Raw genomic sequence first — 22,323 nt, forward strand, 5'->3', positions numbered from 1 at the left:
TCAAGTGTGAGGTTAGTCACTACCAAATAGATCGCGTGTATAAACTTTTTCAGCTACATCCGCTAACTCTTCAACCATGCGGTTAGAGACAATCACATCCGAACATTTTTTGAATTCATTCAGATCTTTCACAACACGTGAATGGAAAAACTCAGCATCTTGAAGCACAGGTTCATAAACGACTACTTCTATACCCTTTGCTTTAATACGCTTCATAATGCCTTGAATTGAAGACGCACGGAAGTTGTCTGAGCCAGCTTTCATGATCAAACGATATACGCCTACTACTTTTGGCTGACGTTTAATGATTGAATCTGCGATAAAGTCTTTTCGCGTACGGTTAGCATCAACGATAGCACCAATAATATTGTTCGGAACTTCTTTATAGTTTGCTAAAAGCTGTTTGGTATCTTTTGGTAAGCAGTAGCCGCCGTAACCGAAAGATGGGTTGTTGTAATGACTACCAATGCGAGGATCTAAACCAACGCCCTCGATGATTTGTCGAGCATCAAGCCCGTGTGCTTCCGCGTAAGAATCCAGCTCATTAAAGTACGCAACACGCATAGCAAGGTAGGTGTTTGAAAACAGTTTAACTGCTTCAGCTTCTGTAGAGTCAGTAAAAAGAACTTGAATATCGTCTTTTACCGCCCCTTCCACTAGTAAGCTAGCAAATACTTCGGCACGTTCACTTCGTTCACCCACAATTATACGGGATGGGTGAAGGTTATCATAAAGCGCTTTGCCTTCTCGAAGAAACTCTGGAGAAAAAATTACGTTCTCACAACCCAACTCTTCTTTAATTCGAGCGGTATAGCCAACAGGAACAGTTGACTTAATCACCATCACTGCTTCAGGGTTAATTGACATAACATCTTTAATCACGGCTTCAACTGAAGATGTATTAAAGTAATTAGTTTGCGGATCATAATCTGTAGGCGTTGCGATAACAACGTACGTTGCGTTTTGATAAGCTTTCTGCTTATCCGTTGTTGCAACAAAATTTAGCTCTTTGTGCGCTAAAAAGTGTTCTATTTCGGTATCAACAATCGGTGACTTACGCTCGTTGAGTAAATCAACCTTCTCAGAAATGATATCTAAAGCGACCACCTCGTGATTTTGAGCTAACAACATGGCATTAGACAGCCCAACATAGCCGGTCCCAGCAACTGCAATTTTCATGGATTAATCCTTCATTTATTTTTGGCTGAGGATACCAAAGTTGCTTTAGTTTAGCTATTCCCTAAATGATGACCAACGAGACATGCTCCTTGTGGAGAAGGTGTCATCGATTACAACTTTTTCCTACAACAAACTTGAGTTAAAATTAAACGTACACATACAATAAACGTTGGCTTTTTTATGTTACTTGAACTCAGTTTCATCTTTTTCTCTTCTTTTGCCACCCTTTTTTTAATGCGCAAAGTGGCTAAGAAAATAGGTTTGGTTGACAAACCCAATGCAAGAAAACTCCATCAGGGCTCAGTACCCTTAGTTGGTGGTATTTCGATTTGCATAGTACTCGCACAATACCTAACCTTCAATCCGAGCACTATAGAACATGGTTGGCTATACTTATCGTGCATATGCGTACTGACGGTAGTCGGAGCGATTGATGACAAAACAGACCTAAGCTTTAAAGTTCGTTTAGGTATCCAAGCACTTCTATCAATTGTGATGATGAAAATTGCAGGTCTGGAGCTTCATAACCTAGGAGATATGTTTGGGATAGGCGAAGTGTCTTTGGGTTGGGCAGGTAGTTTAATAACTATCGTTGCCGTAATTGGCGCCATTAATGCTTTTAATATGGTTGATGGGATTGATGGACTACTTGGAGGATTGTCTATTGTAACGTTTGGTGCACTTGCCTTTTTATTGCAAGTTGATAGCCAACATGGGTTAGCATATCTCTGCATCGTCATCATAGTTGCTATGATACCATATATTTTTATGAACCTGGGGATATTAGGGAGAGAACGCAAAGTATTTATGGGTGATGCTGGTAGTATGATGATTGGCTTTACCGTAATCTGGTTATTGCTAGGCGTTAGTCAAACAGCAAACCCGGAACCATTAATACGTCCAGTTACAGCACTCTGGCTTATTGCAGTCCCACTAATGGACATGGCTGCAATTATGATCCGCCGTATTCGTCGTGGCGACTCACCGTTCAAACCTGATCGCGAACATTTACATCATATATTCCAACGCTTAGGTCTTGGTCCGAAGCAAACGCTTGTATCAATATGCCTAATTGCTAGCTTATATGCCGGATTTGGAATCTACGGTGAAGCGACTAATATTTCAGAAGCTACAATGTTTGCGCTATTTATGTTATGTTTTGTATCATACTCCGTGATTTTGGCTTATATATGGAAAATTACTAGTTTTTTAAGAACGAAGTTAAACAAAGCTACTACGGCTAAAATCTAGAAAACGTTGCTTTCCCCCAAATATAAAAACCAAGTGACTATCGAGAGTTCTATTCATAATAAGATTGTCACTTGGGTATCTACTGTTACGGCCCATGTGGAGTTGAGCAGAATCTTTTTCGCCCTGATGCTTAACGCAATTCGCTATAGCCTATTTAATCACGCCTACGCTACTGGCAAAGTGATCTAGTGACCAAACAATGTTCTTTTACAGTACCCCTTAGTTAATCAACTGAACATTTTTTGCAAGTGGTGCGACAATTGGCTTTTTATTTTACTCATGATGACGTTTGAAATACTGTACTTCAGTGGGATAAGCGTCACCTGAAAATGACCTAATTAAAGTCTAACATCTCGCTCTCAACGCCAGGTAAACTTCACAGTAACTTTGGCATAATCTTTCTTTGATAGCTACACATACCAATATTCAGGATTTTCCTACGGCACATAGCCACCCAAACTATGTGATATTTCGTGCAATAGACACTGAGAGATGAGGTGTAATATTGATTTAGCCATCGTACCATCTCCAAAGGTATTCATCCACGGGTAAACCTGTGGTTTTCTTTATATTCACAGAATAAATATAAAATTCCCACTTATAGTTTAAATACGTCTTATGTGTTCTATGAAAAAACACATACTTATTTATGTTTATAAAAATCTAACTCTCGGTTTCTTTATTTCTAAACGACAATTTATAGGACTAACCAACTTGAACTGTTGTGAAAGTTAGCATACGTTATCTTAAATACTTATACGCAATTGTTTTTATAGGTGATGGTGACAATCTAAACAACACCAGAAGCAGTATATAAACATAGTTTTTTAAAGAATGTATTTTTAGTTTATTTAGTGCGTATAATCGTGCATTCAAATCATTCTTTAGCTTGGAAAGCCCTCTCCTTTTATTAAAATTAGCGTCAACCCTGAAACGTAGTAGCGGCTCGTTTATATTAGAAAAAATGAATCCCTGACTTAAGAGGCTAACCCATAAATAATAATCTTGCGTGTTCTTCATATCAACATTGTAATTAATTTCATTAATAGAAATTACATTAAGGTTAAAAATAACCGATGGGTGATTCAAAGGACACTTCTTTATTATATTTTTTTTAAGAATAGAGTGGTTGCTTTCCATTTTCTTATACTGCTCCCGCCCATCAGGGAAGAACTCTAGAATATCTGATCCAAGCACTGCTATTTGAGGCTTATTTTCTAAATATTCGATTTGTTTTTTAAACCTAAAGCTCAAAGATATGTCATCTGCGTCCATGCGGGCAAGATAATCAAAATAAATACCCGACTTTTTAACTCTTTCAATCGCTATATTTAGCTGATAAGCCAGACCCTTATTTTGCTCTTGAAAGTCAATGGTTATATTAGTTCTAGTCCCATACTCTTCTAGTGCATCTCTCAACTGTGCGGATACCAACCCATCGACTTGAATAAATAAATACACATGACAGCTTTCTTGGGACACAATACTATCAATAGCAAGCTTAGTGTTTTTTACCGTGTCATTTTTATATACCGACATGATAACGGCTACATTCTTCATAACAATTTTCTCAAACTATGAACTATCAATCTTTTTACTTTTGACTTCATAGTTTCGTATTTCAATATTGCATAGCCATTAATAGGCTTTGATTCATAAACTACCTGCATGCTTTTTCCATTGAATCTTAAATGGAGACTTAAATCATTTAAGCTATTCTTATAATCAACCTGACTAGTATACTTTTTCAAATCATCATTATTTTTTCTTACTGGAGTAATAGTTTTTTCTGTAAATACTGGATTATAATGCTCATCAAATTTAATGAAATGCTCTGAAAAATTCAGGTTTTTATTTTTATCTATAAAACACTTGACTATCAAACCTTCTTTATTTAGCTTTGTCTGGTAATAGTTTTGATTCTCATCAATTCTAAAATCATTGAATATGAAATTACCTAGCGAATAATAAATTGGCTTACCTTTGTAGTATTCATATGACTGTATTACATGAGGGTGTGTACCAATTATTCCATCTACACCAAAGTCAATTAACTTCCTAGCAAAACTTGTTTGCTCAACTGTAGGTTGGAACTCGTTCTCAATCCCCCAGTGCACTAAGACCAATACTTTATCCACTTTACCTTTAAGTCTTTTTACATCACTCTGTACAAAGTTGAAAATCAGAGGAGAAGTCCCTGGCTGGGATAAATCTGCATAATGCGATGAATTTGTAGAGAAACAGTTGTAGGCTAAGAAAGCAACTCTACAACCATTGAAGTCCTTAATGAAGGGCTTTCTAGCATTGAATAAGTTAGAACCAGCTCCTATATAATCTATTGAGTTAGCATCTAACCAATTGGTCGTGGACACAAAACCAGCTGTTCCTTGATCAAAGATATGATTATTAGCGAGAGTAACCAAGTTACAAAAGTCAAAATAACCCGATAAATCATTCTTATTAATAAGAGAAAACTTATTTTTATTTTCTACCAAGTTTTCATGCAATACAGGTGCTTCTAAATTCCCAATAGTATAACCATTTTTTAACGTATGATATAAATAACTTTTAGTAAATTTACCCTCACTAGCCTTTTTATAAGAATCAGCACATATATCCCCGACAAAATACAAATCACACATTTTTATGTTTCCTACTCGCTAGATCTATGCGTCCGTACTTACCATTAATTCCGTCCCACATACCTTTAACTATATATTTAAATCTAACATTACCATCCTGAAATATAATTGGATACGAGAATAGTTTAAAAATCAACTTAATATAATTACTCACTTTCCAGTATAGAGGAACATATTGTCTTTTTGTTAGTAAGAATAGATTCCTAGTGTGGTAGTAGTGGCGAATCGGACTTGGTACTCGAACGTCTAGCTTTCCTATTATAGACTTTTTACCATTACCAACTCTGTGGGCAAGCATAATATTATTCACTCGAATTGTTAGAAAGCCTAATTGTTTCAGGCGCCAGCAATACTCCCAATCTACAGAGTCAATAAATAAGCCGTCTTCCATACCACCCGCGGCCTCATATGCAACTTTTGGAATTAAGCTAGCTGAACTTATGGTAGCATGAATGACCTCAAAATCCGTACCATCAACACTATTACCTTTTATTAAACGCCCCTCATCAACTTCATTAGTCACTTTATCAAAGTGACGAGGGCCTATTACTCCTACTTTCAAACCAATATCTAACGCTTTTTCATACGATTCAACCAACCGTGGTACCGTATTTTCTTCTAAGATACTATCTTGATCCATCTGAATAACAAAGTCTGCACCATTGTTAAAAGCCCATTCCATTGCCACGGTCTGAGCTTTTGCTATCCCTAGGTTTTCACCAAAGTTGATAACCTTATGATTTGGGACTTCATCAATCAAAGCTCCATTGTCAGAGTTGTTCACAACGACAATAAGTTCGCATTGATTTTCAAGCCTAGAAATGGCCCCCTCAATTTCAGCTTGAGTTGGATTATACGCAACAATAATACCGTAAACTTTCATCTGTTACCTTTATTCTTCAAGTGTTAGCATTCTTCCAATTTCAAAATCAAATGATTTAGGATTGAAAGATTCTAAACAATTCCCTGGGAAATTAGTAAGCTCCCCAAAATAAATACCATCATCAAGTATGTACAAGTCTACGCGGATAAAGTCAAAATCTGATGATAGTTTTTCGGCTATGCGTAAAGCTTGATCAAACAATATTGGTTTTTCGATATCATAACCACTTGGAAATTGATAACAAACAGGTAAGCGAAGAAATTCTCTATTGTACAAATTTCGGCAATGTCCGTTAAACCGGTCTAGATCAACTTGAATAAATGAGACCTTACCATTGAGACAGAAAAATTTATAATCCGGAGGCACACCATCCTTAAAATCGATGAATTTCTCTACGATTAATGTTCTTTCTATACTTTTATAAACCCACTCTTTCCCTTTTTTATAATAGTCAACAAACTGCCAGCTATTAACTTCAGCGCTAACCGACTCGTAGTTATCTCTTGCGTCCGACTTATCAACTATACGAACCATTTTTGAACCATGATTAGCTTTAATTACAAACTTATTAGGCAAATTCTCATAGTCCTCTAAACTAAACCTTGAACCACTCCATAAAAGAGGTATTAATTTACATTCAGTGGACTTACTGTCGATATATTCCCTCACAGCCTTTCTGTCAGAAACTAAAGCTCTCAAATTAGCTTTAGGATGGTCAGGGGACATTTTAATTTTTAGTACTTTGTCTGTTAGTGAAGAGGGGTTGACTATATTTGGCAAAGTCTTTCTCTTTATAGCAGAAGCAAGAAAAGAAAAAATAGAATCAGAATTAATAATCATATCTTACTCATGTGAATCTTTTTAAAAGTGAAAAAAATGAGTTAAACAAAAAATAACCATTGGACTGTTTTTGTCTAACATTAGCTATTAGAGCCATTCGCTTTATAAAGGAAAGATTTTCCTCTTTTTTATGCAATCTAAAATCAAAGTATTGATTTGTATATCTTGGCCCATAGTGAAAAGGGTTACACTTAATATTATTTTTCCAAAGGCAATAACACAAACTGAGTTGATCGCGTTTTGAATGATTTGAAAACTCCAAATGCCAATCTTTCATTAAAGTTTCTATTGCTTCTGTGTGTTTCCTAAAAATAACATTGTTTTCAAATAGGCCATAACCCTTTGGAAAACCTTCACTTTGATATTTTTCAATTTGTAGGCTGACGTCATTCTTACTAGCTTTACCAGTTCTAACACAAACTTCAGCCTCCTCGTATAAACAAGTTCTGAAAGGATGCTTTGATATAGATATATCCTGTTTATTTAGGCATTCATCAAAAAGTAATGACACATCTCCGGTAATCGAAATGTTCCCATCTATATATAAAGAAGATTCATAATCAAAGAACTCCATAGGAAAGAATTTATACAATCTATTTAAGCGAGCTTTATCATTATCATTATCAGTATCAGTATCAGTATTAACATAACGTACATCCCACGTTTTGGAGGTCAAGTCTCTATTATCTGTAATACATATGTAATCGGAATCTGGGTTTACATAACCAACCTCAGCCAATGAGTCATAGTCCCCAAAAATAACTGTATATATCAATTTACGGTTCATCTTTAGCCTTATTCAAAAGCAAATGGTAGAAAGGAGAGACTTTATTTTTATTAGTGTCATACAAGATTTGTGTACATACGAGAAATGATAATGCCACTAACAGCAGAGATGTGAGAAAGAAACTATACCAATTCCTAGAGATTGTCCTTGACACCAAAGCGGATAGAAATACAACTATAAAGTAGAAATACGGAATCATAATTCTTTCCCACATTTCTATCTGGATGCCAGCCAAAAACAAAAGAGAACCATATATATATATGTTAAATGTATCAATTCTTAGTTTATCTTTATGGAAAATACAAAATCCAACAATCATATAATAAAAGATAACCACAAGACCGACGCCCTTTTCTTGAGACGTGAAATTCTCGACCCTTTCTAAATAAATAGAACCATAATAAGGAACAAAAGAAACAACACTTAATAAAATATATTTAACCACTGATAGTTTGTTTATAACAAAGCTAACCAGAAGAGCTAAGAAGTAGACAGTTCGAGTGTGTGTTTTTTGAGGTACAAATATTAGCAGAATACTTAATAAAGAACTATAATGAAATAGACAAGTAGACAAAACCATCAAAAAAACAAACTTTAGTCGACATGTATATACATATCTAGAAGAATAAAGTAAAAAAGATACTGCTAACGCTTGTCTTATCGCATTATTTGAGAAAAATAAAAAACCTGTGAGAAAAACAGCTGGAACAAACCAAGACTGGCAATTATAGTATTCAAGTGCTTTATATGTAAAAATCAACGTTAAGAAAGTATATATGAAAAATACAATAAAGTATCCATATTCTAAACTCAGCTGACCAGCTATATAATTAATCAGATACGCACCAGGCTCGATTGTTATCGCCGTTTTGTAAAAGCTAATAACTTTGAAAATATTTACATATTGCTCCCAATCGTTACCTATAAATTCCCTAAAACCAAAAGAAAGTGTAAGAAACATTACAGAAAGTAACCAAAACCTACCTTTTGCAATTCGAGATAGAAAAGTAGCAAAAATAAAAACACACGCATATATTATTAGTGAATCTATGTACACGTTACTTCTCGTTTCTTGCCTTTGTCAACTTTAATATTTTCCCATACTTGACATCATATTCAAATGGTTCGAATTTTCCATACCCCGAAGTAGGGTGAAAAGTTAACTCTCCAAAATAAATACTACCATGTAATATATAGAAATCAACACGAACAAAATCAAATGGCTCTGCTAACAATTCAGCCAAATCAATTAATTGCTTAAGGTTTTTGGGTTTTTCAATGGCTTTATTAGCGCCGTACTCTCTTGGCCAACGAAAGCTCAAAGCATTCCAATTTGTATCGTAATGATTTCTAAGATGTTTAACCTCTTTATTTGAGTCCACGTGTATTATTTCAACTTTACCGTTGATACAAGCAAGCTTAATGTCACTTGGTATATTTCCATTCTGATCAAGGAGCAATTTTTCAACTATAATTAGAGGTTTAATGTTCTTGTATTGCCACTCTTTAGTATTGTCATAATAGTTCGAATCCAGCCAACTACTTATAATTACCTTCAATTCTTCGATATCTAACTTTGATTTATCTCTAACAATCTTAAATGTTCCACTTGTATGATTGGCCTTTATGATAAATGGTTGACTTGGTAGTTTTTCTAACGTAATTTCTTCTGGGCTTTCAAATACATTCAACAAGGGAATTAAATATTGTTTGCCAATTTTCGTTTCAATGTACTGTCTAACTTCATACTTATCCGCACATTTAGTTAGCAAAGATCTCCGGTCGTTTATTTTCAACCACTGTAATTTCTCATTTAGCGTCCTAGGATTATTTAGGTTTAATTTATAACCTGTGTGTTTTTTAAAAACACTGCGTAGAAATGCTTCGTCAGTAAGAAGGCTATTCCTAATTTTTCTTAAAACTTCAATTAACATAAGCTTACTACTTTTTCCTTTATTCTCTTTAGATAATACTTATATAATTTTATTTTTGAGTCAGCAAAATATACAAATGGAAAAACCTTAACTTTCCATGGTCTAAATTTAAACTGAGACGCAGTTACTTCTTCGATTTTAATTTTATTTTCACTTAAAGAAACCATCAACAAATCTACATCAAGGATTGCATCCAAGCTTATAATTACTACCAGGCCTACTTTTTGATGCTTCGACGTTTTTTTTAAAAATTCACTCCTATCTGTTTTGACTTTAATATCTGGAAAATAAAAATTACCTAGCGAGTAAAATATGTACTTTCCTTTATAAACCTCAATAGGCTGAATTATATGCGGATGATGCCCTAAAATAATGTCGGCACCTGCATCAATGATTTTCCTCGCAAGCTCCACCACTTCAGGACAAGGTATTGAGATGTCTTCAATACCCCAGTGTACTGAGACAATAATAGCTTTGTCACTATAATCTTCTTTTAATTTTTTGATTTCTTCTAAATCTATGGGTTTAGGTCCCAAAAGTTTTCCGGTAGCATTAAGAAAGGGTGATGAAAGATCCGCGCTATGATGTGTATATGCTATGTTTACATGTGTATTATGTATAGATACATGCTTACAATCATGAATGCCCCCAACACCAAAACTATCAAAACCTATCTCGCTAATTCTTTCGATAGTTTGTTCCACACCTTTATTACCGAAGTCATTTATGTGATTATTACTTAAGTTAATCAAAGTTGGAGATAAATATTTTAAATGTTTAACTGTATCACTTACCGCATTGAGGCATATTTTATCTTTAACCTTATTCAAACCTTCAGTTATTGGTGACTCTAGATTAATAACTAGCTCCCTACATTCTCTCGCTTCCAAAGCATTTGAAAAACAAGAGAAGACATATTCCGAATCAAAAAGTTCAGAATCTTGTAAAACTAAATCTCCAGTGTAAGCTATCTTCATAATATTTTATATTTCCTACAAAAGTATATTCGATAAAGCATTTCATATAAATACACCAATACTGTCAATGTCGCGTATGCAGAAAGCTTAGTTTCCACACCAATAGCAAAAATAATCCCTACCCCAGTTAAGTACACAACTGTAGTCGATATCATACCAAGTAAGTGTAATTTGCTAAACCCTTGCACTATTAAACCGTTCTGTGCAAGTGTTAAACCCACAGAGAATAGAGGTATAGAGATCAACAGTACAGCCAATATAGAATGAATATCATCAACTCTATTGCCATTTGACATAACTTCTATGGCAACAGGTGATATAAAATACACTACTGTACATATTATAATACTTACTAAAAACGTATTTTTTAACGTGGACTTAAGAAATTTAGTATTCTTACCTTTTGCCATGTGAGCAAATATCGCATTATTAATAACACTTATAGGCATCAAAGATATATTATATATCTTCAACGCCATATCATATATGGCGACAGCCTCTTTTCCTATAATCGCACCCACAATAAAGATATCAAACTTATTTTTTATAGATATGACCGCTGATGTTAAAAAGAAGTGAGAGCTCTCTGTAAAGATAGACCTCACTTGTTTATAATCAATGGCTACAAGCCTAACTTTATTCTTATAGAGTAAATAGGATGAAACAATACCAACTATTAAATATCCAACTCCAGTCATTAGTGGCACATAAATATAATCTAATTCCGACTTGATAAACAAAAACAAAGAGAAGAGTGAAACCAGTTTTACTACAAATGAAAGTAATGTTACAAACTTTAATTTTTCTTTTGCTTGAAAATACCATTGGGGAAAAAGAAGTTCATTAAATACAAGAGTCAACGATGATAGCAATAAAATGTGGTTTATTTTTTCATATACACCTAACAATACACAGAGAAATATTATTGAAATCAAGAACAATGATAATTTTATTAGATATATGGTTGTTACTATTTTATTCGTTTCAAGTTCTGACTTGGACTTAGATATCAATCTCACACCAGATATATTGAAGCCATAATTTACTAAAATACTAACATAAGCTATTGCAGTTTGATATAAAATAACCTCACCATAAAGATGCAAACCCAATTTTGAAATCAAATAAGGATAAGTGACAAATGGAAAACATAAATTGAAAATTTGAATAAGCCCAAGGTAGGATATATTCTTTAGCACTCTACCATTCGATCTTATTTTCTTTACGATCTGATCAAACATTCTTCAAAAGTATACCATTCTTATCTTTTTCTGACAAAATAGGAGTTTCTTTAAACGTTGGCCACCCTATATTTAAGTCAGGATCATCCCACTTAATAGAAATTTCTGATGCTGGGTGGTAGTAATCTGTACATTTGTAGACGAATTCAGCTTCTTCGCTCGTAACGTAAAAACCGTGGGCAAAACCTTCTGGAATCCAAAGTTGACGCTTATTTTCAGCAGAGAGATATTCTCCAACCCATTGCCCAAAAGTAGGAGACTCTTTTCTCAGATCTATTGCGACATCATAAACTTCACCAGCTATTACACGTACGAGCTTTCCTTGTGTGTTTTGTTTTTGGTAGTGTAAACCTCGTAAAATACCCTTTTTAGATTTAGAGTGGTTATCTTGCACAAATTGAGTTGGCTTACCTGTAACTAACTCTTCAAAACGCTTTTGGTTCCAGGTTTCCATAAAAAAACCGCGCTCATCACCAAACACGGATGGCTCAATGATTTTTACATCTGGAATGTTCGTATCGATAACTTTCATGACTCTATCCCGCATATGCTTTAAGGTTTGTTAGAGCGGCTTTCCAATTGCTTGCGTCAATTTCAAAAGCATGAGTAATTTTGTTTGAACTCAATGTCGAGTTAATCGGCCGCTTAGCCGGAGTCGAGTATTGATCAGTAGTAATGCTAAATAGTTTGGGTTTATCGCGTAAGATACCTTGATCAACAGCATTATCAAAAATCGTGTCGGCAAACTCATACCAGCTAACATGAGGCTGTCCTGAATAGTGGTATATTCCATACTCTACTGATTCACCATTCGATATTTTTTTTGCAATTTCAACAAGCGCTTTTGCAATATCACGAGCATAAGTCGGGCCACCAAATTGGTCACCAACGATACTCAATTCATTACGAGTTGCAGCGAGGCGAAGCATTGTTTTGACGAAGTTGTTGCCATGTTCACCAAATACCCATGCAGTGCGCAAAATCACGTGCTTGTCACATGCTTCAGCGACTGCGACCTCTCCTGCTAACTTGCTAGCGCCGTAAACTCCCTGAGGGTTAGTAACATCGCTCTCTACATACTCACCGATTTTGTTACCCTCAAAAACATAATCTGTAGAAATATGAAGGATTGCAGCACCAACTTCTTGCGCTGCTTCAGCAAGAAACTTAGGACCATCGCAATTGATAGCGAATGATAACTCCACTTCATCTTCAGCTTTATCTACGGCAGTATGTGCAGCTGCGTTGATGATTATTGTGGGCTTGAAAGCTTTTACAATATTACTTACCGCTTTTTGAACTGTGATATCAAGCTCTTCTCGGTCAACTGACAGCAATGAAACATTTTCAGCATTAGAGAGAATTTCTGTCAAGCAATGTCCAACCTGTCCATTACAACCAGTAACTAAAACTCTCATTTTCACTTCACCTTATTTTTACTATCTGCAATCAAGCGCCAAATATACTGGCCATATTCATTTTTCATCATTGGCTCAGCAAGTGCTAAAATTTCATTATCACTAAGCCATCCATTACGCCAAGCGATTTCCTCCAAACACGCAACTTTTAATCCCTGTACATTTTCAATAGTCTGAACAAAGGAAGATGCCTCGTGTAAGCTTTCATGAGTTCCTGTATCTAGCCATGCAAAACCACGCCCCAATAGCTCCACATTAAGTGTACCGTCATTTAAGTACATTTCATTCAACGTTGTGATTTCTAGCTCTCCACGATGCGAAGGCTTCACTCGCTTAGCCATTTCTACCACACGGTTGTCGTAAAAATATAAGCCTGTTACTGCGTAATTTGACTTCGGTTTAGTTGGTTTTTCTTCAATCGATACAGCTTTCTTATTGTCGTCAAATTCCACTACACCAAAGCGCTCTGGGTCTTTTACTTGGTAGCCGAAGACCGTCGCACCTGATTCGCGTGCAGCTGCGCGCTTTAACGTGTCTGAAAATGATTGACCATAGAAGATGTTATCGCCTAGCACTAAGCACACACTGTCGTCACCGATGAATTCTTCACCAATAAGAAATGCTTGAGCCAGACCATCTGGACTCGGTTGAATTGCGTACTCTAAATTGATACCAAAATCAGAACCATCCCCGAGCAAGCGCTTAAAACCAGCATTGTCTTCTGGTGTGGTAATAATCAAAATATCGCGGATACCCGCTAGCATTAAAGTTGATATTGGATAAAAAACCATCGGCTTGTCGTAAATAGGCAGTAGTTGCTTAGAGACGCCGCGAGTGAGTGGGTAAAGACGAGTGCCAGAACCACCCGCAAGAACAATACCTTTCATTAGAAATAGTTCCTAAATCAATAGATTCTAGAACATAGGAAGTTCTAAGTTCCAGAACGTGAAAATATATGTATAAGAAATAACGAAATTAGTTAATACCTAAGCGTTCACGTTGATAGCTGCCATCTTGGACATTTTGACACCACTTTTGATTGTCAAGATACCATTGGACGGTTTTTCGAAGTCCGGTTTCAAACGTCTCAATTGGCGTCCAATCCAACTCATTTTGCATTTTACTTGAATCGATCGCATAACGACGGTCATGACCAGGACGATCTTGCACATAAGTAATTTGCTCAGCGTACGATAACTCTTTTGGCACTAACACATCCAGAATTGAGCAAATAGTTTCAACAACCTCTAAATTTTTCTTTTCGTTGTGCCCACCGATATTATAGGTCTCACCCACTTTACCTTCTATGACGACTTTGTAGAGAGCACGGGCATGGTCCTCGACAAACAACCAATCACGAATTTGGTCACCTTTGCCGTAAATAGGAAGGTCCTTACCCTCTAATGCATTGAGAATCACCAACGGGATTAGTTTCTCTGGGAAATGATAAGGACCGTAGTTGTTAGAACAGTTGGTAACAATTGTCGGTAAGCCATAAGTACGCAGCCAAGCACGAACTAAGTGATCGCTTGATGCTTTAGACGCGGAGTAAGGACTTGACGGCGCATACGGTGTAGTTTCCAAGAACATTGGAAGCTCGGTGCCGCTGACAACCTCATCTGGATGAGGAAGGTCACCGTATACTTCATCTGTTGAGATATGGTGGAAGCGGAACGCTTCTTTAGCATCCTTATCCAGAGTACGCCAATACTCTCGGGTTGCTTCGAGTAACGTGTATGTTCCAACAATATTAGTTTCTATAAATGCAGCAGGGCCCGTTATAGAACGGTCAACGTGTGATTCCGCCGCTAAGTGCATCACTGCATGCGGTTTGTGCTCAGCGAACACGCGATCAAGCTCTGTACGATCACAGATGTTCACTTGCTCGAATGCATAACGTTCACTGGTATCAACCACCGCTAAGGACTCTAAGTTACCTGCATAAGTTAAACAATCTACGTTTACCACGCTATCAGATGTATTTTCGATGATGTGGCGAACCACAGCAGAACCAATAAAGCCTGCACCGCCAGTGACGAGAATTTTCATAATTTTTTGTTCTTCCAATATACTTTAAAATATATACTACTAATAAGTAGATACTTTATTTTTGCAAAGTCTTTGTTTAATCACTCTGATTACTTACAATCAGAATAATATATAAATCAAAATAAAATGGCCTAATGCTGAGGTCTCGGCTAGTTAACTTATTAATTTTATCTTTCCATTCAAAAAATTAACCCTAAGCGCTTGTTTGATAACCTCTACCTAATCCTTTCTTCGAAAAGCAAAACTTATTAGTACAATCGCAATGCCTAACATTCCACCAAATAAAGTACCTAACACACAAATTAAAGCTCGCTTAGGGGCGTCTTTCAGCTCTGGTACAACGGCTGGATCAACCACTTTAAAAACAAACTCTTCCTGTACCTCAGCTAGCATCAAGCTCTTAGTTTGTTCTTCTATCAGCTTATAAAAGGTACTTTGCATGTCAGCTACAGCGGTTTTTTGTAGCTGAGTATTTAGATAGGCTAGGTTTTGTGACGTTTCGGCAATCGTACGTTCACGCATTACTTTGTTGATATCTTCAATCAGCCAGTTCACCCATTGCTGAGCAATGTAAGGTGAGTAGTATTTTACTGAAACGGTGTATAAACCACTTTCTTTGTCTTGGCTAATACTCAGTACTTCTTTATTGAATACTTCAAAAGCTTCTTGCGCGGTAGGGGTTGAACCGCGTAGACCATTAGGCTCACGCAACCACTCCCTCGAGTTTGGATTATAAAGCTCTTCATCTAAGATGAGCTTGTTATTCGCTAAATCCCAATCTTTTGCTGCCATTAGTGGTACAAGTAAGTCATGCTTGTCGATGAACGCTTCTATAAACTGACGAGACTTCATTACCTGAACGGCTAAATCTGTTTGCGAGGATTCGCTTGCGCCCAAGTTAACGCCCGCTAAAGCAGCAAGACCACCTAACTGACCAGCCATTTTTGAGAGACCACCTCCACCAGAACTTTCTGCTGGCGCAAGCAATGCATCTGCTTTATAGATGTTTGGTAAGCTCAAGGCATAAAGTACTGAGCCGACAGCAAAAGCAAAGGTTGTTGCGATAATAGTCAACTTTCCTTTCCATAGTGCTTTAAATAGCTCACGTAAATCGATTTCATCATCTGCAGGTTGGGGTGGATATGGTAGATAGTTTGGATTGGGTTCTTTTTGTGGTTCCATTGGTCTTTAATCCTAAGCTCTGAGGTTCGTTATATTGGACTCAGAGATTGGTGAAACTTGATAGATTAATTTCACTTTCAACATTCAGCCATGCAGCAACTAGATTCCTAGTCTCGCTTCGGCTCGCTGGAATGACAGGTTGTTAAGGTGACTAATACCGTTAAGGTACTTTCAGCTATATTTATTGCATTAGATTAGTCGTACTAACTAGCGGAGCTCATGCGATTTAAACAATCACATAAGCTCTCACTATTAATGAGTTTTACACCTTGTTCAACGGCTGAAAGTTACTTATTAATACATTACTTCAGCGCGTTGATTGCTACACCTGTTTGGTAAAGGATCTGTGTAGCTGCCGTCCAAGTGCTTAATGCATCGCGGTAGTCAGTATCGATTGGCACGACAATGGTATCGCCCGCTTTTAGTTCTTCATGGTTATTACCGAACCAGTAACCTGACGTTGGTTTGTAAACCGAGCCGTCTGCGCGTACAACGAAGATACGGTCTTCATCTGCTTGTTTTTTCGCACCGCCGGCTTTGTTCAAGTAATCATCGACATCTAGTTTGTTATCCAGCAGATATGTAATTGGAACTTGAACTTCACCCATGATCGAAACCGTGTTGCGGAAGGTCGGTACAAATAGGAAATCACCATCTTCCAACATAAAGTCCGCAGAACGCTCGTCTTTAAGAATACGATTAAGCTGCACCACCATACGGCCGAGCGCTTTACTGCGGCTAGCCTCTTCAACAAACTTCAATGTTTTATCTGGGTCAGAAATCACCGAGCTCATATTGCTGTCTGCGCGGAAGGTCTTCTTCGCGGTTTCAGCGCGCATATCTGCGGCATATTGGTTTAGTAGTTTTTGCTCTTTAAGGCGTAAAGCCTCACGAGTAAAGATGGCCCCTTGCGGATGCGCAAATTCGGTTAGACCACCAGCACGTTCAAGTAACTCGCCTAAGGTCTCTCCTTGACGAACAGTATAAGTACCTGGGAAGCGAACTTCACCTTGCAGTGTTACTGTGCTTTGTAGTTTGACGTTGGGCTTCTCAAGAATGTTTAGGCGATCACGACCAACAATAACGACATCGTCAGCGGAACTACCCTTGATGGCTTGGCGCAAATCAATACGCTCTACGTCAATTACAGCACGCTCATCTTTACTGTTAATTACCGTACGTGCTAACTCGGCGTTGATGGTGAATGCGTTATAAGTTAAACCACCCGCAGCTTCAATTAAGGTAGAAATCGTCATACGTGGGGTAATTGGGTAACGACCAGGGTGTTTTACCTCACCGAAGACTTCGGCAATTTGCGGAGCCAAACCTAGACGAGATTGCTGTTGAAGCTGAAGCAACACAGGAGCAAGCAACGTACGACGCGTATTTTGTTTTAATGCTTCAAAATCATCTTTAGTGATTTCTTTGCCACGGAACACGATCTTTGGTTGTTTTGAATCTTTTTCTAGTGGAGTGCCAGAAGACACCGCCACTGATGAGCTCATGACTTCTTGCTCTTTCAATTGCTCTTGTTGTGCTTGAAGTTGAGCCTGCTCTAAGGTTTTCGCTTTGGTAACGGTTTCTTGATCCGCTAATGTATCCAAATCTTCGTTATTGAAACGGTTAAATACCAAGACTCGATCGCGAGAGTTTAGCTTCAAGTTATCTTTACTAGTTGGAGAAAGAATCGCATTAGCAAGGTTAACTTGGTAAACCTCAATATCGCGTTGAGGGTTAATCTCACGTACAACAACAGCGTAGTTAACATCGGCTGTAGAATTGAAAGACGTATCGACAGATTGGAATAAATCTGCGATTTGCAGACCGCTCTTCCATTCAATATAACCCGGATGACGGACATCACCTTCAATTTGTACGTAACGGGTCAGCTCTTCACTTTTCTTAAGCACATCAACCACATCACCATCTTTGACTTTAATCTGTTGATCGTATGACTGGCTGAAGTTCAGGGTTAATGCATCGCGAGCACCTTTCTTTGCATAACGTTTGACTTCAATTTGATCGCTATGAGCGTTAGCGGTAAAACCGCCAGCCATTTGAATCGCTTGCTTATAGGTTTCACCTGGTTTGATTTCATAGATTGCGGGGCGGTTTACTTCACCATCAATTGAAATCGTGTTACCCAATGCGCCGATGAAGACCACGTCTCCTGGTAATAAGCGAATGTCGTTACGCGCATCACCTTTAAGTAACAGGTCGTACATATCAAGTTTACGAATAACCTGACCATTACGCTTAAGTTGCACGTTACGCAGGGCACCACTCTCACTAAAGCCACCACTGTAATAAATCGCTTGAGAGATTGTGGTTAGTGCACTAACTGTGTAAGCACCTGGTTTGTACGCATCACCCATAACAAAAACTTGCATGGTGCGCATTTCACCTAGCGAAATGTCGCTGCGCACACCAATCATTTGCTCTTTTACTCGCTGGTTTAGAGAATCACGCACATTAGAGAATGTCATGCCGGCCACGTGAACAGGACCAAGGGAAGGGAAGTTGATGATGCCTGCACGATTAACACGAAGACGATGCGTTGTGTTCTCTTTACCAAAAAGTTGGATAACGATTTCATCACCAGCTCCTACCGTGTAGTCAGCAGGCACAGGTACATCACTGATTGGTGCAAACGTCGTCGGTGAACCTGCAAATAAATCTAGACCAAAACGCTTTAAACCTTGTTCACCTTTTCCTGAGTCTTCTGAGTCGTTAGCTTTTGCCTCAATAGCACTACTAGCAGCCGGGCGTTGCTCAATCACTTGAGGGTTCTGATAACTACTTGGCTGAGAAGAAGCGCCGGAAGGAATAGAGATACCATACTTACTCGCCAATGCTTGTTGCTGGTCTGCTGGCAAGTTCTGAAACATTTGAATTTGTTCTGGGGTTGGAGTCTGCGCATGAGTAAGTGGCGCAAATAGGCTTGCTAGAATGCAAGCACCTATCGAGAAATATCCTTTGAGCATGATAATTCGCTATTTAAAGTCAGGAGTTAAAAATCCTAGCCACAAAACTAGGCGCTAGGTCTTTAATTAAAATCGGTGTTGAAAGCCAAGAGTAAGTGCGTTCAAGCGTGCCTGGTCTTCAGATGTGCTATCAACAAACTCAAAAATAACTGCATTCTGCTTGTCCAAAGCATAATGCATACCTAAGCCAAAGCTAAAGCCTTGATCTTTATTAGGGCCTACATTTTGTTGGTCGATCTGGACACTAGAATAACCGGCAAGTCCGTAAAGTGCTACACGCTCGGAGACAGGCATATTCAACTTAATAAAACCACTCGCAAGACTATCTACTGCAAGTCCGCTATCTCGTTGTACAGAAGTTCCGTAACGTGCTTCAAAAGCGAGGTAATCATTGAAGAAGTAACCAGCTTGCGCTTGAAGAAGGAAAGGGTTTCCCTCGGTTACTGGAGAAGAGGAATGATGATATTCAGCGTTAGAGTAACTTACTAACGCACCAGCATAAAAATCTGCTGAGGCAGAAAATGAGCACAAGCCTAAGCTGATTGCACTCAACGCCCCTAGCCATGGTCGTTTATTAATCACGTAAGTGTTCCTTGGGTGTCGACTGACCGCTGCACATTATGAACGACGCGCGCAGTGAATGTCTGTTAACTTTTTTCAATTTCGCTTGTGCGTTTACACGCTACCGCCCGGCGGCATTACGCGTTAGCCACTGTTCGCTGATTCCCGATTCATTCGGTTTATTGATATAAATATTCTTTTTAAGCCTCACTTTTGCGACTAACCGTTCAAAAAAAACAATCTTTTATAAACGCAACACAAAAGCTGGCAAATTATGCATGTATTAGCGCAAAACGGCAAGGGGGCAAAAACGTCTCAGATTTCTGTTTATGGTTCGTAAATTCTCACGAATGAGAAAAACACTGGCTGCCAGCCTCTTAAAACAGAACACAACTACGGATGCATTGAGTAAAAAATGTGAACGTTTGCGTAAATTCAGAGGTGACCGGAAATAACGCAGTCGAAGACGCATTTTGATTCAGTACAAATATCAAACCTAAGCAGCTCTCTCTTCTCAATTTTGCAACAATTCTTCTTTAACGTTAGGTAAATTCACATAGGAAACTATTTACATGCTGATTGTTTTTTAACTAAAATGACTAGTGGTATGTTCTAAACAGACCAAACATCGATGTTTTAAAATCTGAAATACAAGGATTAATAATGAAGAACACAGCTCTAGCTATTCTTATGGCTTTAAGCGCATCAACTGCATTTGCAGCGACTGAAGCTGGTACTACTGGTACAGCAGCAGCATCTGCAACTGGTACAACTGCAGTAGCAGTAGGTGCAGCAGCAGCAGTAACTGTAGTAGCAGTTGCAGCGTCAGACAGCGATTCAACGTCTACTTCTACTTCTACTTCTACTTCTACTTCAGTAACTAAATAATTTTTTAGTTTTGTAGATATCGAAACAATCGCCCTGATCTATTCAGGGCGATTTTATTTGTAATGAGGGAATGATGAACACCTTTCTATCGCTAAAATGGATGCGCTTACTTATTGCCCTACCTTTACTGAGCTCAATCTTCGGCTGTACACAAAAATTTAATGACGTATCCGCTACAGTCCAGGAAGCTTATGGCAACTACATCGATGTCGAACTAACGCCAGAAGAAATTGAAGCAGTTCCTTATGCCAGTGCTTACTTAAAAATTGGTAACCAAAAACAGGTCTTCGTAGTGTTAGCCTTTGCCGAGCAAAACCCATTAACTGGCAATACCCAGTTAAAGTGGGTAAGTGCAGACAAAGCAATGGTGGTAACCGAGAACGGTCATATCGTCAAAACTATTGGCTTGCAAACTACCAATCTAGCAGGCATTTATGGCAACGTTCCTGCCTACTCAGCGCCCTCTGTGCAATATTCTCTTTCTTACGATTGGGCTGACAAATACCGTTATGGGTTCCCGGCTAAAGTCCAACGTTCTCGTCAAGGTGAAGAAACCGTCATAACCCCTACTTCATCTACCTCTACTGATGTTTATACCGAGGTTGTAACGTTTACCAGCTTAGAAAAAAGTGTAGAGAACCAATACTGGGTAAACGGTAAAGGTGAAGTAGTGAAAACACGTCAACACTTAGGTCCAAACATGGTGCCTGTTGAGTTGACGATTCTGAAAGGGTACAGCAAATCATGAATAAGCGACTGCTATCTTTATTAAGCCTAAGTTTAACGGCAACGATTCTGGCGACACCTACTATCGTTCAAGCTCAAAATTACACCCCACCACCGCTCAATATAGAACTTGTCGGAACAGGCAAAGCATTGCAGTTTCAACAAGCGGCACGATTAGAGAGCGTACTTAAGCATGCCCAAGAACAACAAATCGCCCTGCAATACCCTTTAGCAGTGACTCTATTTGATAATTCCGAAACCGCAGTGCAAGAAAGTACTGCCTTAAAGAATTCGGTGTTAAACCAAATGATTCAACATAATTTAGTTGCGCACCCATTTTACAAGTTTATCCAACGAAGCCAGTTTGCACCTCGCGTGCTATCGGCCATTGATGTTGATCGCATCCGTCTAGATAAATTTGATAACCCACTTTTACAAGGTCAACTTGCGTTAAGTGCACCAAAACGTGAAGAAAAAGTGTTGTATGTGGGTAACTTGGAAAAAGTCTACGCGGTAGAAAACCAAGCGGGTGTCGCTCTGCATAAACAGATCGATAACCTACGTTCAAGTGATATTGATGAGCTTTCCTATCCGCCAATCCTAATTTATCCGGATGGCAAGGTTATTCATCCTCACCATGGCAGTTGGTTAACCACTCAATATTACTTGCCACCACTTACTTTGGTGTACATCCCATTTGATGAGTTCGAAACATCACAAATGGATAAAGACATTGTCGCTCTGCTTGCACAACGTAAACCAACCTCATCGAAGAACTAAA

General features: G+C 38.1%; 21 protein-coding genes. 4 read left to right on the plus strand and 17 right to left on the minus strand.

Annotated features, from left to right (window positions below):
- Nucleotides 1-12: 12 nt before the first annotated feature.
- Nucleotides 13-1,179 (minus strand): nucleotide sugar dehydrogenase, encoded by a 1,167-nt coding sequence (locus R8N46_RS12160; protein ID WP_318098426.1) that lies wholly within the window; start codon nucleotides 1,177-1,179, stop codon nucleotides 13-15.
- A 180-nt stretch (nucleotides 1,180-1,359) separates the two neighbouring features.
- Between R8N46_RS12160 and wecA the strand changes: the two genes are divergently transcribed.
- Entirely contained in the window at nucleotides 1,360-2,430 is a 1,071-nt protein-coding gene (wecA, locus tag R8N46_RS12165; protein ID WP_318098425.1) for a UDP-N-acetylglucosamine--undecaprenyl-phosphate N-acetylglucosaminephosphotransferase, read from the plus strand.
- Between the two features lie 741 nt (nucleotides 2,431-3,171).
- On the opposite strand, the gene R8N46_RS12170 is transcribed toward wecA, so the two are convergent.
- From R8N46_RS12170 to R8N46_RS12245, 16 genes are all read right to left on the minus strand, one after another.
- Complete coding sequence (locus R8N46_RS12170) at nucleotides 3,172-3,990, minus strand: glycosyltransferase (RefSeq protein WP_318098424.1); 819 nt, start codon at nucleotides 3,988-3,990, stop codon at nucleotides 3,172-3,174.
- On the minus strand, nucleotides 3,987-5,072 hold the full coding sequence (locus R8N46_RS12175) for a CapA family protein (RefSeq protein WP_318098423.1): 1,086 nt from the start codon (nucleotides 5,070-5,072) through the stop codon (nucleotides 3,987-3,989). The genes R8N46_RS12170 and R8N46_RS12175 overlap by 4 nt, the downstream gene beginning before the upstream one ends.
- Nucleotides 5,065-5,955, minus strand: a complete 891-nt coding sequence (locus R8N46_RS12180) for a glycosyltransferase family 2 protein (protein WP_318098422.1) — start codon at nucleotides 5,953-5,955, stop codon at nucleotides 5,065-5,067. The genes R8N46_RS12175 and R8N46_RS12180 overlap by 8 nt, the downstream gene beginning before the upstream one ends.
- 9 nt (nucleotides 5,956-5,964) lie before the next feature.
- The gene (locus R8N46_RS12185) at nucleotides 5,965-6,795 is read right to left on the minus strand and encodes an ATP-grasp fold amidoligase family protein (protein ID WP_318098421.1); all 831 of its coding nucleotides are present in this window, start codon (nucleotides 6,793-6,795) and stop codon (nucleotides 5,965-5,967) included.
- Between the two features lie 7 nt (nucleotides 6,796-6,802).
- The gene (locus R8N46_RS12190; protein WP_318098420.1) at nucleotides 6,803-7,582 is read right to left on the minus strand and encodes a glycosyltransferase domain-containing protein; all 780 of its coding nucleotides are present in this window, start codon (nucleotides 7,580-7,582) and stop codon (nucleotides 6,803-6,805) included.
- Complete coding sequence (locus tag R8N46_RS12195) at nucleotides 7,572-8,639, minus strand: EpsG family protein (RefSeq protein ID WP_318098419.1); 1,068 nt, start codon at nucleotides 8,637-8,639, stop codon at nucleotides 7,572-7,574. Before R8N46_RS12195 ends, R8N46_RS12190 begins: the two co-directional genes overlap by 11 nt.
- 1 nt (nucleotide 8,640) lies before the next feature.
- Nucleotides 8,641-9,516: an ATP-grasp fold amidoligase family protein gene (locus tag R8N46_RS12200; RefSeq protein WP_318098418.1), complete on the minus strand. Its 876-nt coding sequence runs from the start codon at nucleotides 9,514-9,516 to the stop codon at nucleotides 8,641-8,643.
- Nucleotides 9,510-10,493: a CapA family protein gene (locus tag R8N46_RS12205; RefSeq protein WP_318098417.1), complete on the minus strand. Its 984-nt coding sequence runs from the start codon at nucleotides 10,491-10,493 to the stop codon at nucleotides 9,510-9,512. Before R8N46_RS12205 ends, R8N46_RS12200 begins: the two co-directional genes overlap by 7 nt.
- Nucleotides 10,490-11,734: an oligosaccharide flippase family protein gene (locus tag R8N46_RS12210; protein ID WP_318098416.1), complete on the minus strand. Its 1,245-nt coding sequence runs from the start codon at nucleotides 11,732-11,734 to the stop codon at nucleotides 10,490-10,492. The genes R8N46_RS12205 and R8N46_RS12210 overlap by 4 nt, the downstream gene beginning before the upstream one ends.
- Nucleotides 11,727-12,266, minus strand: coding sequence for a dTDP-4-dehydrorhamnose 3,5-epimerase (rfbC, locus tag R8N46_RS12215; RefSeq protein ID WP_318098415.1), 540 nt, complete (start codon nucleotides 12,264-12,266; stop codon nucleotides 11,727-11,729). Before rfbC ends, R8N46_RS12210 begins: the two co-directional genes overlap by 8 nt.
- Before the next feature lie 4 nt (nucleotides 12,267-12,270).
- The gene (gene rfbD, locus R8N46_RS12220) at nucleotides 12,271-13,152 is read right to left on the minus strand and encodes a dTDP-4-dehydrorhamnose reductase (RefSeq protein ID WP_318098414.1); all 882 of its coding nucleotides are present in this window, start codon (nucleotides 13,150-13,152) and stop codon (nucleotides 12,271-12,273) included.
- Nucleotides 13,153-13,154: 2 nt separating this feature from the next.
- Nucleotides 13,155-14,039 (minus strand): glucose-1-phosphate thymidylyltransferase RfbA, encoded by an 885-nt coding sequence (gene rfbA, locus R8N46_RS12225; RefSeq protein ID WP_318098413.1) that lies wholly within the window; start codon nucleotides 14,037-14,039, stop codon nucleotides 13,155-13,157.
- Nucleotides 14,040-14,127: 88 nt separating this feature from the next.
- The gene (gene rfbB / locus R8N46_RS12230) at nucleotides 14,128-15,201 is read right to left on the minus strand and encodes a dTDP-glucose 4,6-dehydratase (protein WP_318098412.1); all 1,074 of its coding nucleotides are present in this window, start codon (nucleotides 15,199-15,201) and stop codon (nucleotides 14,128-14,130) included.
- A 219-nt stretch (nucleotides 15,202-15,420) separates the two neighbouring features.
- Nucleotides 15,421-16,383 carry a Wzz/FepE/Etk N-terminal domain-containing protein gene (locus R8N46_RS12235; protein ID WP_318098411.1) on the minus strand — a complete coding sequence of 321 codons (963 nt, stop codon included), beginning with the start codon at nucleotides 16,381-16,383 and terminating at the stop codon, nucleotides 15,421-15,423.
- Between the two features lie 302 nt (nucleotides 16,384-16,685).
- The gene (locus R8N46_RS12240; protein WP_318098410.1) at nucleotides 16,686-19,367 is read right to left on the minus strand and encodes an SLBB domain-containing protein; all 2,682 of its coding nucleotides are present in this window, start codon (nucleotides 19,365-19,367) and stop codon (nucleotides 16,686-16,688) included.
- A 66-nt stretch (nucleotides 19,368-19,433) separates the two neighbouring features.
- Entirely contained in the window at nucleotides 19,434-19,949 is a 516-nt protein-coding gene (locus R8N46_RS12245) for a porin family protein (protein ID WP_318098409.1), read from the minus strand.
- Nucleotides 19,950-20,591: 642 nt separating this feature from the next.
- Here R8N46_RS12245 and R8N46_RS12250 point away from each other — a divergent pair.
- The 3 genes from R8N46_RS12250 (at nucleotide 20,592) to R8N46_RS12260 (ending at nucleotide 22,322) form a co-directional block, all read left to right on the plus strand.
- Entirely contained in the window at nucleotides 20,592-20,816 is a 225-nt protein-coding gene (locus R8N46_RS12250) for a hypothetical protein (RefSeq protein ID WP_020904330.1), read from the plus strand.
- A 73-nt stretch (nucleotides 20,817-20,889) separates the two neighbouring features.
- Nucleotides 20,890-21,564, plus strand: coding sequence for a YjbF family lipoprotein (locus R8N46_RS12255; protein WP_318098447.1), 675 nt, complete (start codon nucleotides 20,890-20,892; stop codon nucleotides 21,562-21,564).
- Nucleotides 21,561-22,322 carry a capsule biosynthesis GfcC family protein gene (locus tag R8N46_RS12260; protein ID WP_262647395.1) on the plus strand — a complete coding sequence of 254 codons (762 nt, stop codon included), beginning with the start codon at nucleotides 21,561-21,563 and terminating at the stop codon, nucleotides 22,320-22,322. The genes R8N46_RS12255 and R8N46_RS12260 overlap by 4 nt, the downstream gene beginning before the upstream one ends.
- Nucleotide 22,323 lies beyond the last annotated feature (1 nt).

Source organism: Vibrio sp. 1874 (assembly GCF_033344395.1).
Lineage (GTDB): Bacteria > Pseudomonadota > Gammaproteobacteria > Enterobacterales > Vibrionaceae > Vibrio > Vibrio alginolyticus.

What these genes read in the sequence shown, in the direction of transcription:
- R8N46_RS12160 (WP_318098426.1), bottom strand. Translation starts at nt 1,179, where the DNA reads ATGAAAATTGCAGTTGCTGGGACCGGCTATGTTGGGCTGTCTAATGCC.
- R8N46_RS12180 (WP_318098422.1), bottom strand. Translation starts at nt 5,955, where the DNA reads ATGAAAGTTTACGGTATTATTGTTGCGTATAATCCAACTCAAGCTGAA.
- R8N46_RS12255 (WP_318098447.1), top strand. Translation starts at nt 20,890, where the DNA reads ATGAACACCTTTCTATCGCTAAAATGGATGCGCTTACTTATTGCCCTA.
- R8N46_RS12190 (WP_318098420.1), bottom strand. Translation starts at nt 7,582, where the DNA reads ATGAACCGTAAATTGATATATACAGTTATTTTTGGGGACTATGACTCA.
- rfbC (WP_318098415.1), bottom strand. Translation starts at nt 12,266, where the DNA reads ATGAAAGTTATCGATACGAACATTCCAGATGTAAAAATCATTGAGCCA.
- R8N46_RS12205 (WP_318098417.1), bottom strand. Translation starts at nt 10,493, where the DNA reads ATGAAGATAGCTTACACTGGAGATTTAGTTTTACAAGATTCTGAACTT.
- R8N46_RS12170 (WP_318098424.1), bottom strand. Translation starts at nt 3,990, where the DNA reads ATGAAGAATGTAGCCGTTATCATGTCGGTATATAAAAATGACACGGTA.
- R8N46_RS12185 (WP_318098421.1), bottom strand. Translation starts at nt 6,795, where the DNA reads ATGATTATTAATTCTGATTCTATTTTTTCTTTTCTTGCTTCTGCTATA.
- R8N46_RS12200 (WP_318098418.1), bottom strand. Translation starts at nt 9,516, where the DNA reads ATGTTAATTGAAGTTTTAAGAAAAATTAGGAATAGCCTTCTTACTGAC.
- R8N46_RS12210 (WP_318098416.1), bottom strand. Translation starts at nt 11,734, where the DNA reads ATGTTTGATCAGATCGTAAAGAAAATAAGATCGAATGGTAGAGTGCTA.
- wecA (WP_318098425.1), top strand. Translation starts at nt 1,360, where the DNA reads ATGTTACTTGAACTCAGTTTCATCTTTTTCTCTTCTTTTGCCACCCTT.
- R8N46_RS12260 (WP_262647395.1), top strand. Translation starts at nt 21,561, where the DNA reads ATGAATAAGCGACTGCTATCTTTATTAAGCCTAAGTTTAACGGCAACG.
- R8N46_RS12175 (WP_318098423.1), bottom strand. Translation starts at nt 5,072, where the DNA reads ATGTGTGATTTGTATTTTGTCGGGGATATATGTGCTGATTCTTATAAA.
- rfbD (WP_318098414.1), bottom strand. Translation starts at nt 13,152, where the DNA reads ATGAGAGTTTTAGTTACTGGTTGTAATGGACAGGTTGGACATTGCTTG.
- R8N46_RS12240 (WP_318098410.1), bottom strand. Translation starts at nt 19,367, where the DNA reads ATGCTCAAAGGATATTTCTCGATAGGTGCTTGCATTCTAGCAAGCCTA.
- rfbA (WP_318098413.1), bottom strand. Translation starts at nt 14,039, where the DNA reads ATGAAAGGTATTGTTCTTGCGGGTGGTTCTGGCACTCGTCTTTACCCA.
- R8N46_RS12250 (WP_020904330.1), top strand. Translation starts at nt 20,592, where the DNA reads ATGAAGAACACAGCTCTAGCTATTCTTATGGCTTTAAGCGCATCAACT.
- R8N46_RS12235 (WP_318098411.1), bottom strand. Translation starts at nt 16,383, where the DNA reads ATGGAACCACAAAAAGAACCCAATCCAAACTATCTACCATATCCACCC.
- rfbB (WP_318098412.1), bottom strand. Translation starts at nt 15,201, where the DNA reads ATGAAAATTCTCGTCACTGGCGGTGCAGGCTTTATTGGTTCTGCTGTG.